This is a genomic window from Marinobacter sp. THAF197a, from assembly GCF_009363275.1.
Taxonomy (GTDB): domain Bacteria; phylum Pseudomonadota; class Gammaproteobacteria; order Pseudomonadales; family Oleiphilaceae; genus Marinobacter.
The window spans coordinates 309,522-322,062 of the sequence record NZ_CP045324.1 but is presented as its reverse complement, the minus strand read 5'-3'; the positions used below and the strand labels follow the sequence as shown (position 1 = coordinate 322,062).

At 57.7% G+C, this 12,541-nt stretch carries 12 protein-coding genes; 7 read left to right on the top strand and 5 right to left on the bottom strand.

The genetic code is table 11. The annotated features are described in order from the left end of the window. Positions 1-15: 15 nt before the first annotated feature. The 7 genes from FIV08_RS01425 to FIV08_RS01395 all read left to right on the top strand — a co-directional run bounded on the left by FIV08_RS01425 (position 16) and on the right by FIV08_RS01395 (position 6,364). On the top strand, positions 16-555 hold the full coding sequence (locus tag FIV08_RS01425) for an alpha/beta fold hydrolase (RefSeq protein ID WP_152437110.1): 540 nt from the start codon (positions 16-18) through the stop codon (positions 553-555). Between the two features lie 127 nt (positions 556-682). After that, complete coding sequence (locus FIV08_RS01420; RefSeq protein WP_072678708.1) at positions 683-1,006, top strand: high-potential iron-sulfur protein; 324 nt, start codon at positions 683-685, stop codon at positions 1,004-1,006. Between the two features lie 247 nt (positions 1,007-1,253). Next, positions 1,254-2,282, top strand: a complete 1,029-nt coding sequence (dctP, locus tag FIV08_RS01415) for a TRAP transporter substrate-binding protein DctP (RefSeq protein WP_152437109.1) — start codon at positions 1,254-1,256, stop codon at positions 2,280-2,282. A gap of 115 nt (positions 2,283-2,397) precedes the next feature. Beyond that, the gene (locus FIV08_RS01410) at positions 2,398-2,994 is read left to right on the top strand and encodes a TRAP transporter small permease (protein WP_152437108.1); all 597 of its coding nucleotides are present in this window, start codon (positions 2,398-2,400) and stop codon (positions 2,992-2,994) included. A 37-nt stretch (positions 2,995-3,031) separates the two neighbouring features. After that, entirely contained in the window at positions 3,032-4,318 is a 1,287-nt protein-coding gene (locus FIV08_RS01405) for a TRAP transporter large permease (protein ID WP_072678711.1), read from the top strand. Between the two features lie 33 nt (positions 4,319-4,351). Then, entirely contained in the window at positions 4,352-4,795 is a 444-nt protein-coding gene (locus FIV08_RS01400) for a universal stress protein (protein WP_152437107.1), read from the top strand. Between the two features lie 156 nt (positions 4,796-4,951). Beyond that, positions 4,952-6,364 (top strand): alanine/glycine:cation symporter family protein, encoded by a 1,413-nt coding sequence (locus FIV08_RS01395; RefSeq protein ID WP_058093010.1) that lies wholly within the window; start codon positions 4,952-4,954, stop codon positions 6,362-6,364. Positions 6,365-6,366: 2 nt separating this feature from the next. Here FIV08_RS01395 and FIV08_RS01390 read toward each other — a convergent pair whose 3' ends face one another. The 5 genes from FIV08_RS01390 to potA form a co-directional block, all read right to left on the bottom strand. Continuing rightward, on the bottom strand, positions 6,367-8,523 hold the full coding sequence (locus FIV08_RS01390) for a sensor domain-containing diguanylate cyclase (protein WP_172972236.1): 2,157 nt from the start codon (positions 8,521-8,523) through the stop codon (positions 6,367-6,369). A gap of 198 nt (positions 8,524-8,721) precedes the next feature. Continuing rightward, positions 8,722-9,759, bottom strand: coding sequence for an extracellular solute-binding protein (locus FIV08_RS01385; protein WP_152437106.1), 1,038 nt, complete (start codon positions 9,757-9,759; stop codon positions 8,722-8,724). Then, positions 9,756-10,526, bottom strand: a complete 771-nt coding sequence (gene potC, locus FIV08_RS01380) for a spermidine/putrescine ABC transporter permease PotC (RefSeq protein ID WP_058093013.1) — start codon at positions 10,524-10,526, stop codon at positions 9,756-9,758. The genes FIV08_RS01385 and potC overlap by 4 nt, the downstream gene beginning before the upstream one ends. Next, the gene (potB, locus tag FIV08_RS01375; protein WP_072678713.1) at positions 10,523-11,380 is read right to left on the bottom strand and encodes a spermidine/putrescine ABC transporter permease PotB; all 858 of its coding nucleotides are present in this window, start codon (positions 11,378-11,380) and stop codon (positions 10,523-10,525) included. Before potB ends, potC begins: the two co-directional genes overlap by 4 nt. After that, entirely contained in the window at positions 11,373-12,494 is a 1,122-nt protein-coding gene (gene potA, locus FIV08_RS01370) for a spermidine/putrescine ABC transporter ATP-binding protein PotA (RefSeq protein ID WP_152437105.1), read from the bottom strand. Before potA ends, potB begins: the two co-directional genes overlap by 8 nt. Positions 12,495-12,541: the final 47 nt, after the last annotated feature.

The window sequence follows — 12,541 nt, the reverse complement described above, 5'->3', positions numbered from 1 at the left end:
ACCGGAGAGATTCCCGTGTCTGCACCCGAAACTTTCGTTTTTCTTTCCCATGGGCTCGAAAGCGGCCCCGGGAGTACCAAAATCCAGGCCCTTAAAACGGTGGCGGAGTCGTTTGCCGGCGTCCACGCCGAAGCCGTTGATCATCGTAGCACCAAAGACCCGGCCCAGCGCTTTGGGCAAATGCGCGATGCCATGGCGGCAGCGGGTGCCGACCCGGCCCGGACCATCCTTGCCGGTTCGAGCATGGGCGGCTGGGTGTGCGCGCAGACCAGTGCAGACACACCGGTACTGGGGTGCTTCCTGTTGGCGCCAGCCCTGGCCCTGCCCGATTACCCCCAAAGCCGGCCACGCATTCAGGCCCGGTATACCCAGATCATCCACGGTTGGCAGGACGACGTGGTACCACCCATGCCAGTCGTCGAACTGGCCCAGGCCCAGAAACTCCCAATCCTGCTGCTACCCGATAACCACCGGCTGGAGCATAGCGTTGCGCGGGTTGCCGATGAGTTCCGTGCCTTTCTCATGAACGCCGGATTAAACCCGCGTCATCATTGACCGATGTCATCCAATCGCGGTGCACGACCGAATCATTTTGGTAGGGTGGTTCTGCTGCCCTCGCCGTTGCCTGAACCTCGGTTCCGGCAGGGCAATCCATAAATGATGAGAGAGAAAGGAGTTACCAATGAGCGATTTCAATAAAAGTCGACGGGTATTCCTGCGCACTGCCGCGTTAGGTGTCGCTGCCGTTCCACTGGCACGGGTGGCCACACACGTTCCGGCAGCCCGAGCCGAGAAGCCGAGAGCGGAGGACGGCCATGCCCTGGACTACGTGAACGACGGTAGTACCAGCGGTCATGAGAAATATCAGGATGGAAACAAGTGCTCCAACTGCGCGTTTTGGGCCGGGGAAGTTTCCGGGGGGTGGGGCGGCTGTCGTCACCCGCAGTTCAGCGATGTTCTGGTCAACGCCGACGGCTGGTGTAACACCTGGGTACCCGGCGGCTGATGCCATTTCACAGGCGGCCGTAACTGGCCGCCTTCTGGTTATATTTTGCTCAGAAAATAATCCGGCATTCCCTCCGCCGTGCCACCTCCCGGCTGAATAAATCGAAATTTCATAAACTTGCGATGCCGAAAAACCTGTCGCCTGAATTATCTGATTTTGGCCATTTCCTTGCGAAAACCCTCATGTTTTGCCAGTCTTTAATAATGTAACAAAGGATTTCAGCAAAAAAACAAACGGAGACAGCGCGATGAGCAACACAAGTAAATTCAGGAAACTGGCCGGTTTTTCGGCGTTCGCCTTTGCAGCGATCACTGCGGCAAACTCGGTAAACGCAGCCAACTGGCGCTATGCCCATGAAGAATACGAGGGTGATGTTCAGGACGTTTACGCCTACAAATTCAAGGAATACGTTGAGGAGAATTCCGACCACACGGTCCAGGTGTTCCGCTTCGGCGAACTGGGCGAGTCTGATGACATCATGGAGCAAACCCAGGCTGGCATTCTCAACTTCGTAAACCAGTCACCAGGCTTCACCGGCTCCCTGATTCCCGAAGCACAAATCTTCTTCATTCCCTACCTGATGCCGACCGACATGGAAACGGTCATCACGTTTTTCCGGGAATCCAAGGCCATCAACGAAGACTTCCCGGAGCTCTATTCCGAGCAGGGCCTGGAACTGCTGAAGATGTACCCTGAGGGTGAAATGGTGGTCACGGTCGATGAGCCAGTCACCTCACCGGAAGAATTCCGCAACAAGAAAATCCGGGTAATGACCAACCCGCTGTTGTCTGAAACCTATTCCGCCTTTGGTGCCACACCCACGCCGCTGCCCTGGGGTGAAGTGTACGGTGCCCTGCAGACCAACATGATCCAGGGTCAGGAAAACCCGATTTTCTGGATTGAATCCGGTGGCCTGTACGAGGTATCCCCGAACCTGGTATTCACCGGCCACGGCTGGTTTACCACCGCCATGATGGCGAACCAGAATTTCTACAACGGCCTGTCTGATGAAGACAAAAAGCTGGTTCGCGATGCTGCGGACTACGCCTTTGAGGAAATCATCGTGCACATCGATGGCCTGGCCGATGAAGCCCTGGAGAAAATCCAGGCAGCCAGTGATCGGGTTACCGTTACCCGCCTGAACGACGAGCAGATTGAAGCCTTCCGCGCCCGCGCACCGCAGGTGGAAGAGCGCTTCATCAACATGACCGGCGAACGTGGCAAGCAGCTGCTTGACCAGTTCAAGGCCGATCTCGAAGCCGTTCAGGGACAGTAAAACGGCAGGATTCAAGGGGTGGCAATTAGCCACCCCTTGATGTCCGGCCCTGGTTTAACCCCCGCCCCGCCGGGGTCTTTACCGGCCGGGAGCAAATGATTCTGGAGTGGAATCCATGTCTGAACATCCCCAGGAGGTTGTTGAAGACGATACCGGTACCTACGAGTCCGGTTTGCCGGGCTTTCTGGGCACCATCGATGAATGGATCGCCAAGGTCGAGGCCGTCATGCTCGCCGCTGGCGTTATCCTCATGGCTATCAACACCTGCGCCAACGTGATCGGGCGTTTTGTGTTCGGAGAAGGCCTGTTTTTCTCTGGTGAGATCAACCGCATCCTGATCATTCTGATCACCTTCGCCGGTATTGGTTACGCCGCCCGCCATGGCCGTCACATCCGGATGTCCGCGGTATACGACGCTCTGCCCGCCAAGGGCCGAAAGGTACTGATGATCTTCATCGCCCTGTTCACTTCGGTGGTTATGTTTTTCCTGTGTTACCACGCCTACGGCTACATCGAAACCCTGTACGGCCGTGGCCGCATTTTGCCCGCCCTGGGCATACCCATCTGGATCATCTATATATGGGCGCCCATCGGTTTCGCCATTACCGGCATCCAGTATTTCCTGACAGCCATCAAGAACCTCACCAGCAAGGACGTCTACCTCTCGACCGGCGTGGTGGATGGCTACGCTGATACCGAGTCCGAGGTCTGAGACAGCCGTAACCCGATAAGGAACAGGAAGATTACTTATGGCAACCATTCTGATGTTGATCATGATCGGGCTACTGCTGCTGGGCTTCCCGATGATGATCCCACTGACCACCGCGGCGGTGGTTGGTTTTGTAATGATGTTCGACGGCTTCGGCCAGATGCAAACCTTCATCCAGCAAATGATGGGTGGTATCCGGCCGGCGTCGTTGATTGCGGTACCCATGTTTATTCTGGCCGCCGACATCATGACCCGGGGCCAGTCGGCCGACCGGTTGATCAACATGGTGATGTCCTTCATCGGCCACATCAAGGGTGGCCTGGCCATCAGTACCGCCACCTCCTGCACACTGTTTGGGGCGGTTTCCGGGTCCACCCAGGCCACGGTGGTGGCGGTAGGCTCGCCTCTGCGCCCGAAGATGCTGAAAGCGGGCTACTCTGACCCGTTCACGCTCGCCCTAATCATCAACGCCAGTGATATCGCGTTCCTGATTCCCCCGAGTATCGGGATGATTATCTACGGGGTTATCTCCGAGACCTCTATTGCCGAGCTGTTCATTGCCGGTATCGGTCCGGGCGTTCTGATTCTGTTCATGTTCTCGTTGTACTGCCTTTTCTATGCGTACAAGCACAATGTACCAACCGAAGAAAAGGCCACCTGGAAACAACGGGCGCTGTCGGTGCGGGATGCCTCCTGGCCGCTGATGTTCCCGGTGATCATTGTTGGCGGTATCTACGGCGGCATTTTCAGCCCCACCGAAGCTGCTGCCGTGTGCGTGCTTTACGCCTTCCTGCTGGAGTTCGTGATCTTCCGCTCCCTGAAGCTCAGGGACGTTTACAAGATCGCCAAGTCCACCGGCCTGATCACCGCCGTGGTGTTTATTCTGGTTGCCGTTGGCAATGGTTTCTCCTGGATTATCTCCTTCGCCCAGATTCCCCAGGCCATCCTGGAAACCGTCGGCGTAAACGAAGCCGGCCCGGTGGGTGTGCTGATTGCCATCTGTATTGCCTTCTTCATCGCCTGCATGTTTGTTGACCCGATTGTGGTCATCCTGGTGCTCACACCCATCTTTGCGCCAGCCATCCAGGCAACCGGGCTGGACCCGGTTCTGGTAGGGGTGCTGATCACCCTGCAGGTGGCCATAGGCTCGGCCACGCCACCGTTTGGCTGTGACATATTTACCGCCATCGCCATCTTCAAACGACCCTACATGGAAGTGATCCGGGGGACGCCACCGTTTATCTTCATGCTGGTGGCGGCCGCCGGGCTGATCATTGCCTTCCCGGATATCGCCCTGTTCCTGAGGGACCTGGCTTACCGAGACTGAGCCGGGTTCCCCGGCCAGTAACAGGAGAGACCTATGTTCAAACGGATTCTGGTAGCCGTCGACGGCTCCAAAACCTCGCTGAAGGCGCTGGATAAGGCAATTGACCTGCAGAAGCTGATTCCGGGTGCCGAGATTTTCATCCTGTGTGTCTACAAGCACCACAGCCTGTTTGAAGCGTCATTGTCGATCGGCCGCCCCGACGACATGGACATTCCGGACAAAGTGCTGTCGGACTACGCCAAGGGCGTCGTTAACCATGCCAAGGAACTGGCCAAGGAACACGGTGCGACCAAAGTGCGCGGCTTTGTGAAGGCAGGCCGGCCATCCAAGGTGATCGTCAAATTCGCTCAGGACAAAGAGGCGGATCTGATCGTCGTTGGTACCAAAGGCACCAACAGTGATAAAGACGGCATGTTCCTGGGCAGTGTTTCCCACCGGGTGGCATCCCATGCCAAATGCCCGGTATTGGTGGTCTGAACAGACATTGATACTGAAATCTCGGGCCGGTGTTGCAAAATACCGGCCCCCTGACAATCACGGATTTCCGCAGTCTGATCAGATTTTCACCGTGCTAGACTCCCCCGCCTTGCATTACTTTCAATTCACAACATTCAAATCACAAGGCGTCTACCCATGACTGCAATTGTCGATTTTCTCAACTCGATTCTCTGGGGTTATGTCCTCGTCTACGGCCTTCTGGCCGTTGGTGTCTTCTTCACCATCCGCCTGGGTTTTCTGCAATTCGTCAATTTCGGCGAAATGGTCAGGGCCATTCGCGGCTCCCGTGAAAGCGACGTTCACGGTATTTCACCTTTCCAGGCGCTGTGTACCAGCCTGGCCTCCCGGGTCGGCACCGGCAACCTGGCCGGCGTGGCCGTGGCCCTGTACCTCGGCGGTGCCGGTGCCATTTTCTGGATGTGGATGGTGGCGTTGGTGGGTATGGCCACGGGCTATGCCGAAAGCACCCTGGCGCAGCTCTACAAGGTGCGTGACGGCAAGGGCCAATATCGGGGCGGGCCGGCGGTTTACATTGCCAAGGGCCTGAAAGCCCCCTGGGCAGCGGCCATCTTCGCAGTTTGCCTGATCATCTCGTTTGGCCTGGTGTTCAATGCTGTACAGGCAAACTCCATCGCCGACGCCATGGAGGGTGCCTTTGGTGCGCCCAAACTGGGTGTTGGTGTGGTCATCGCGGCGCTCGCCGGCATCGTGATTTTTGGTGGTCTGCGCAAGATCGTTCGCTTTGCCGAGTTCGTCGTGCCGTTTATGGCGGGCGCCTATGTGCTGCTGGCGCTTGGCGTGATGGCCATGAACATCACCGAGGTACCGGGCATTCTGACGATGATCGTCAAAAGCGCCTTCGGTCTGGAAGAAGCCGCCGGGGGCGCCGCCGGCTCGGTGACCGCCGCGATGCTCAACGGCATCAAGCGGGGCCTGTTCTCCAACGAAGCCGGCATGGGTTCTGCCCCCAATATCGCGGCCACCGCAACACCGGCACCGCACCACCCGTCGTCACAGGGCCTTGTTCAGGCGTTTGGTGTGTTTGTCGACACTATCATTATCTGTACCGCCACAGCCGTGATGATTCTGCTGGCCGGCGTGCTGGAGCCCGGTTCTGGCATCACCGGCACGCAACTGACCCAGCAGGCCATGGAAGTCCACCTGGGTGAATTCGGTGGCTACTTTATTGCCGTCGCCATCCTGTTTTTTGCCTTCACGTCCATCGTGGCCAACTACACCTATGCCGAGAACGCCCTGATCTACCTGAAGGGCGGCAGCACCCTCGGGCTCACCCTGCTTCGCCTGGCAGCCCTGGCCATGGTGATCTGGGGTGGCTATGAAGCCGTGGTTACGGTATTCAACGCCGCGGATGCCTCGATGGGACTAATGGCGGCCATCAACCTGGTGGCGATTGTGCTGTTGTCCGGCACGGTAGCCAAGTTGACCAAGGACTACCTGGCCCAACGGAAAGAGGGACTGGTACCCCACTTCAAGTCAAAGGATTACCCGGAGCTGCACGAGAAAATCGACAGCAACATCTGGCATTAAGCTCAAACGCTGGCCGTAACCACACGGTTACGGCCAGCGGCCTTGGCCTGATAAAGCGCCCGGTCGGCTGCCCGGAACAGCTCGTCGAACTCCGGGCTACTTTCCGGCCAGCATGCAATACCTGCCGATATCGTCAGGTTGCCCAACTGCTTTCCAAGGTATTCAACCTGAGATTCGGCGATGGTTACCCGAAGATTTTCCGCCCGCTGGCGGGCTTCCTCCCGTGACGCCCCAGGCATCAGAACCGTAAACTCCTCTCCCCCATAACGGCATACCGTATCGCTCCCGCGAAAACAGTTCTCAAGGACTCTCCCAACCATTCGCAGAACCTCATCTCCGGCATCATGGCCATGACTGTCGTTGAAGCGCTTGAAGTGGTCGATATCGAAAATCAGAAGGCTCAGTGGGCGCTCTGAGCGGATGGCGACCTCCCGCTCATGTCGGAATAACTCATCAAAGTAGCGCCGATTTTTAAGACCCGTCAGGCTGTCCTCATAGGAAAACCGTTGCAATTCGGATCGCAGGGCCAACCCGGACAGGGTAATCCCGATCTTCTCGACAGACTGATACACCCAGGCAACCACCCGGGCGGTGCCATAATCCTTCACGACGTCTGGCAGATTCGGGCGCTCCAAAAGCAACACGCCCTCAGGAACATTCCCGAACTGGGCTGGTTCAACCCGGAGCAGGAAACAGAGTTGTGCAGGTACGTCCTGGCTCCGCACAGGCAAAACGGTCTCCGTCAGGCCGGAAAGATCCTGTGTCAGGCTGGGTGGAAAGATATTGGCAGCGGATCTACCCCAGAGGCTGGCCCGATCATAGCCACCACCCGGGTTGCGCCGGTAGAAACAGCCGGCAATCGGCAAGTACAGTTGCGGCAGCGCCTGAAGCAAAGGCTGGAAAGCCTCTTCCACACCCGCACAGTCCTGCAGGGCAGCAATGGTATCGGCCAATTTCTGACTTTTCTTGCTCTCCAGCGCTAACAGCCTTGACCGCTCTACCTCTCGCTCAGCAAGCGCTTCAGCTCTAGCAGTGCGCTCAGCCACCTTCTGTTCCAGTTGAACGGTCAACTGATGCAACGCCTGTTGGGTTTTACCGTAATGCCACACCGAAATACTGATAAGCGCCAGCGAGAACGCCAGCGCCCCCCAACTGACCGGCACCCGCCCCCAGGGGAGAAAGCCATGAGCTACCGCCATATCCAGAATCAGCAGAACGATAAATACGCCACAGGTAAACAGAAACACCTGCTGCTCCCGATACAGGCTACTGAAATTCCTGACAACCACTGCAACCATTAATGCCAGGGAGATCAGCAAAACACCGTCAAACACCGGGAATGTGGAGGACAGGTTCACTAACCCGAGTAGCGCCAACATAAGGGCAAGGGCCGCAAATACCAGATGCAGCCACATCAGCCAGCGAACCAGGCGGGGGCGCCGGGCGTCGAGCCACTGGCTAAGCAAGAGCGCCAGTGCAACCGGAATCAAATAATAAGAGCCCGCTGCCAGATAGTCCCACAGCAGTGGCTGATACAGGATCAGCAAGCTGGCCTGGCTTTCCGCCAGCAGCATTACACCGGTCAGGAATGCAAACAGGGCAATGCTGGCGAAACTTCTCTGGCCTCGCTGGATCAGGGCAAATACCAGGGCAAGGAGTGCAATCAGTCCGGATAACGCCGCAATAACCAGACTCTCGGCCGAGTTGCCAACGATGTGCAGCACCAGGTCAGGGTGATCGAGAATGGCCACCTCTCCCCATAATCCGATATCCGTGTAATTGGAGAACACACGGAAGTACATGGTTTCGCCTTCGTAGCCATCAGGCAACGGAATCTCGTGCCAGGGCCAGCCTTCAAATTTGCCACGGCCGTGCTCGTCGAAGGTGCCGTACTGGTACAGCAACTCGCCCCGAAACCAGACCTGCAGGATGATGTCGACGCTGTAGATGTATAGTGCCGGCGCGTACCACTCCCCATCCGGTAATGTCACCCGGAACCAGGCATGTTCTTGCCCTTTTCGGCCGGGAGGGTTGGAAGGGAAAGCAATGTCATGCCAGTGTTCGGCACTGTCCGGTTCGTCCAGCCAAAGCGGTGTGCCGTCAGCCAGGAAGGGGGAGTCGCCCCAGCGATATTGCCACCCTTCATCCACTGGCTGCATGGCAGACAACGCCGGTTGGGACAGGCAGAGCGCCAAAACGAGTGAGGCAAGGCAGAATAAAGTGCGACAGGAAGAGGGGCGCAAAGCGAAACCTGCTGTTGGACGCTATGTTTTCAGTATAAACCGTAGGCAGCAGTTACAGAACTATTCTGACGGGAAGAATTCAGGGCGGCACTGACGCCGCCCTGGCAGGAGGCCTCAACGGCCGGATTTCAGCATTTCCCAGAACTTTGCGTAGATCTGCAAAGCATCATCACCGATATCCGCCTGGAATTCAGCATTCTCCATATCCGCATCGGTCGGGTAGCTAGCGCGGTCGTTGGCAACAGACTCGTCCAGCAACTCAAGCGCCGCCTGGTTGGGCGTGGCATAACCAATATCCTCGCTGATCAACGCCGCGATTTCAGGCTGTAACACAAAGCTGATGAACTGGTGGGCCGCTTCCGGATTACGGGCATTTTTGGGAATCACGAAGCTGTCCAGCCAGGCGATAATGCCCTCTTGTGGATAGACATACTCCAGGCTCGGCATGGTCTCCTTACCCATAACCGCCTCGCCGTTCCAGATCATGCCCACGTCGGCTTCGCCTTCCAGGTAGGGCATGCGGGGCGCATCGGAGTTGAAGGTGCGTACCGAGGGCATCAGCTCCGCCAGTTTTTCGTAGGCTTCCTCGATTTCCTTCGGGTCGGTGCTGTTCCCGGAGTAACCCAGTACCCGCAGGCCCACGTGGAACACCTCGCGCATGTCGTTGGTCAGCATGACACGACCCTGGAAACGCTCGTCCCAGAGATCTGCCCAGGCGGTCACCTCGCCTTCCACGTCATCCGTGTCGACGGCAATGCCGGTGGTGCCCCAGAGGTAAGGAATGCTGTACTGGTTGTCCGGGTCAATGTCCAGGTTGATCAGATCATCGTCGAGGTTGCCAAAGCCTTCGATCTTGCTGCGATCAATGGGCATCAGCAGGTCTTCCTGGCGCATCTTGCTGACGTAATAGGTGGAAGGCACGGCCAGGTCATAGGCGGCACTCTCATCCAGCAACTTCAGACGGGCATACATGGCTTCGTTGCTGTCGTAGGTGGTGTAAACCACCTGAATACCGGTTTCCTCGGTGAACCTGTCCAGGACTTCCTGGGGCATGTACTCGGACCAGTTGTACAGGTTCAGCACCTGCGGGTCTTCAGAGCTACACCCGGTCAGGCCTACGGCCAGCAGGCCGGCCAGTGCCAGTTTCTTCATCGTCGACTCCTTAACAGTATCCATTGAGACAAGATCAGCATGAACAGTGAGAACACCAGCAACAGTGTGCCCAATGCATTCACTTCCGGTTTCAACCCCACCCGCACCATGGAGTAGATACGCAGGGGCAGTATTTCGTAACTCGGGCCGCTAACAAAGGTACTGACGACCACATCATCCAGTGACAGTGTAAACCCCAGCAGCCAGCCTGCCACCAAAGCTGGCATGATCACCGGGATCAGCACCGTGCGGGTCATGGTGAAATCGCTGGCGCCCAAATCCCTGGCCGCTTCCGGCAGGCGTTCGTCAAAACCACTCAGGCGTGCCATGACCGTAATCACCACAAACGGCAGACAGAATGTGACATGGGCCAGCAGCAACGACACATAGCCCAGTTTCAGGCCCACTAACAGGAACAGCGCCAACAGCGAAATCGCCAGCACGATCTCCGGCGACATCATCACGATAAACAGCATACCATTGAGCAGTTTCTTGCCCCGGAACCGGTACCGATGAAGGGCCAGGGCGGTCAGGGCACCAATCATGGTTGAGACGGTCGCGGCAGACAGGGCTAGCCACAGGGAGTTCCACATGGCCTGCACCATGGCCCGGTTATTGAACAGCGCCTCGTACCAACGCAGGCTAAGACCACCCCATTCGTAGCCGCTGCGGGAATCGTTAAAGGAAAACACCACCAACACGATGATGGGTACGTACAGCAGGACATACACCAGAGTCAGGTAGGTGCGGGGCAACCAGCGGCTCATACACCGTCCTCCCCGATGCGCCGTTTACTCAGGCGGTGAGCAAACATCAAAAACGCCATAGCCAGGGTCAACACGATGCTGGCAGCGGCGCCGAAGGGCCAGTTACGGGCATCCAGGAACTGGTTCTTGATGACGTTACCCACCAGCAGGTTGCGGGAGCCGCCGAGAATATCCGGCACAAAGAACAGCCCCATGGCCGGCAACAGCACCAGCATAACGCCCGCCAGCACACCGGGCAGGGTAAGCGGCACAATCACGTGGACAAACGTCGCCAGGCGGCCGGCGCCAAGATCGTGAGACGCCCGAAGCAAATCTTCCCTCAGGTCATCAAAGACCGCGTACAGCGGCAGGATCATGAACGGCAGCAGCAAATACACCAGGCCGACAATCACGGCTCCCTCGGTGTAAAGCATCCGCAGGGGCTCGTCGATTATGCCCAGGGACATCAGCGCGTTATTCAGCAGGCCATTGGTGGCCAGCAGCAGCTTCAGGGCATAGGTGCGCACCAGGGAGTTGGTCCAGAAGGGCACGATCAGCAGGAAAATCAGCAGCATCTGCCGTTGCTTGCCAACCTTGGTCAGCGCCCAGGCAAACGGGTAGCCAATCAGCAGGCAGATCAGGGTAGTCATGGCGGCCATGTACAGGGAGTGCAGGAACACATCCAGATACAGGGGATTCATCAACTGCCGGTAGGCGTCCAGGTTCAGAGGCAGGGACAGAAAGCTGCCTGGGTCCCGGGTCATCACACTGGCGCCCACCACCAGCAGATTCGGGGTCAGCACCAGGAACAGCAGCCAACCCCAGACCAGCACCAGTACCGCCGTGCGAAACGGCTGCTGCGTGACGCTACTCATCCAGGTTGGCTTCCGCTTCAGCTTCCGGGCTCTCCATGGGAAGCAGCCATTCCCAGCCATCTACCCAGCTCACCTTCACCGGCTCACCCAATCGGTAGTCAAAGGTGGGATCGTCTTCGTCGAAGAATTCCGACGCCAGTACCTCGGTGCCGTCCTCAAGGTGAATAACCGAATCCAGGGTGCTGCCCTTGTAGTTCCGCTCCACCACCTTGCCGGCCACACCGTCATCGTCATCCGGCGCCAGAACCCGGATGTCCTCCGGGCGCAACAGAACGTGCAGGGGCTGGCCGGCGGCCACCGGGAAGTCGGGTTTGCGAAAGGTGCGTTTCAGGCCAAACACATCCACGGTAATGGTGTCATCGCCGTTGGCTTTATCGATGCGGCCGGGGAAGAAATTGGTTTCGCCCACGAACCGGGCGGTGAACAGGTTGGCTGGTCGCTCATAGACTTCCCTGGGAGTGCCCAGTTGCTGGATCAGGCCATCCTTGAGCACCACGACCCGGTCTGACATGGACAAGGCTTCTTCCTGGTCGTGGGTCACGAACACGAAGGTAATCCCAAGTTCCCGCTGCAGGCGCTTGAGCTCCACCTGCATGGTGCGCCGCAATTTGTAGTCCAGGGCTGACAGGGGCTCGTCCAGCAGCAGCATCTTCGGCCGTTTGACGACCGCACGGGCAATCGCTACCCGCTGCTGCTGACCACCGGAGAGTTGATGCGGCTTGCGCCTGGCAAACTCCTCCAACTGAACCATGGCCAGGGCTTCGTCGACCCGCTGGCGGATTTCTTCCTTCGGGCGCTTTTCCATTTTCAGGCCATAGGCCACGTTGTCGAACACCGACATATGGGGAAACAGCGCGTAGTTCTGGAACACGGTGTTGAGCGGGCGTTTCTCCGGCGGTGTGTGGGTCAGGTCCTGGCCACCCAGCAGAATGGTACCGTCATCCGGATGCTCGAAACCGGCCATCAGCCGCAACAGGGTGGTTTTGCCACAACCGGACGGCCCCAACAGGGTAATGAACTCGCCATCAAGGATCTCCAGGTCCAGCGAATCCAGTACCGTCTTGCCGTCAAATTGCTTGGCGAGGTTGCTCAGAGATAGCAGTGTCTGTTTCATCGGCCCTGCCCACAGAATGAGCGGCTTATTTTTCCAGAAACAGGGGC

Excerpts from the sequence above, each read along its gene's own strand:
- FIV08_RS01420 (WP_072678708.1), top strand. The coding sequence starts at position 683 with ATGAGCGATTTCAATAAAAGTCGACGGGTATTCCTGCGCACTGCCGCG.
- dctP (WP_152437109.1), top strand. The coding sequence starts at position 1,254 with ATGAGCAACACAAGTAAATTCAGGAAACTGGCCGGTTTTTCGGCGTTC.
- FIV08_RS01410 (WP_152437108.1), top strand. The coding sequence starts at position 2,398 with ATGTCTGAACATCCCCAGGAGGTTGTTGAAGACGATACCGGTACCTAC.
- FIV08_RS01405 (WP_072678711.1), top strand. The coding sequence starts at position 3,032 with ATGGCAACCATTCTGATGTTGATCATGATCGGGCTACTGCTGCTGGGC.
- FIV08_RS01400 (WP_152437107.1), top strand. The coding sequence starts at position 4,352 with ATGTTCAAACGGATTCTGGTAGCCGTCGACGGCTCCAAAACCTCGCTG.
- FIV08_RS01395 (WP_058093010.1), top strand. The coding sequence starts at position 4,952 with ATGACTGCAATTGTCGATTTTCTCAACTCGATTCTCTGGGGTTATGTC.
- FIV08_RS01390 (WP_172972236.1), bottom strand. The coding sequence starts at position 8,523 with ATGCAGCCAGTGGATGAAGGGTGGCAATATCGCTGGGGCGACTCCCCC.
- FIV08_RS01385 (WP_152437106.1), bottom strand. The coding sequence starts at position 9,759 with ATGAAGAAACTGGCACTGGCCGGCCTGCTGGCCGTAGGCCTGACCGGG.
- potC (WP_058093013.1), bottom strand. The coding sequence starts at position 10,526 with ATGAGCCGCTGGTTGCCCCGCACCTACCTGACTCTGGTGTATGTCCTG.
- potB (WP_072678713.1), bottom strand. The coding sequence starts at position 11,380 with ATGAGTAGCGTCACGCAGCAGCCGTTTCGCACGGCGGTACTGGTGCTG.
- potA (WP_152437105.1), bottom strand. The coding sequence starts at position 12,494 with ATGAAACAGACACTGCTATCTCTGAGCAACCTCGCCAAGCAATTTGAC.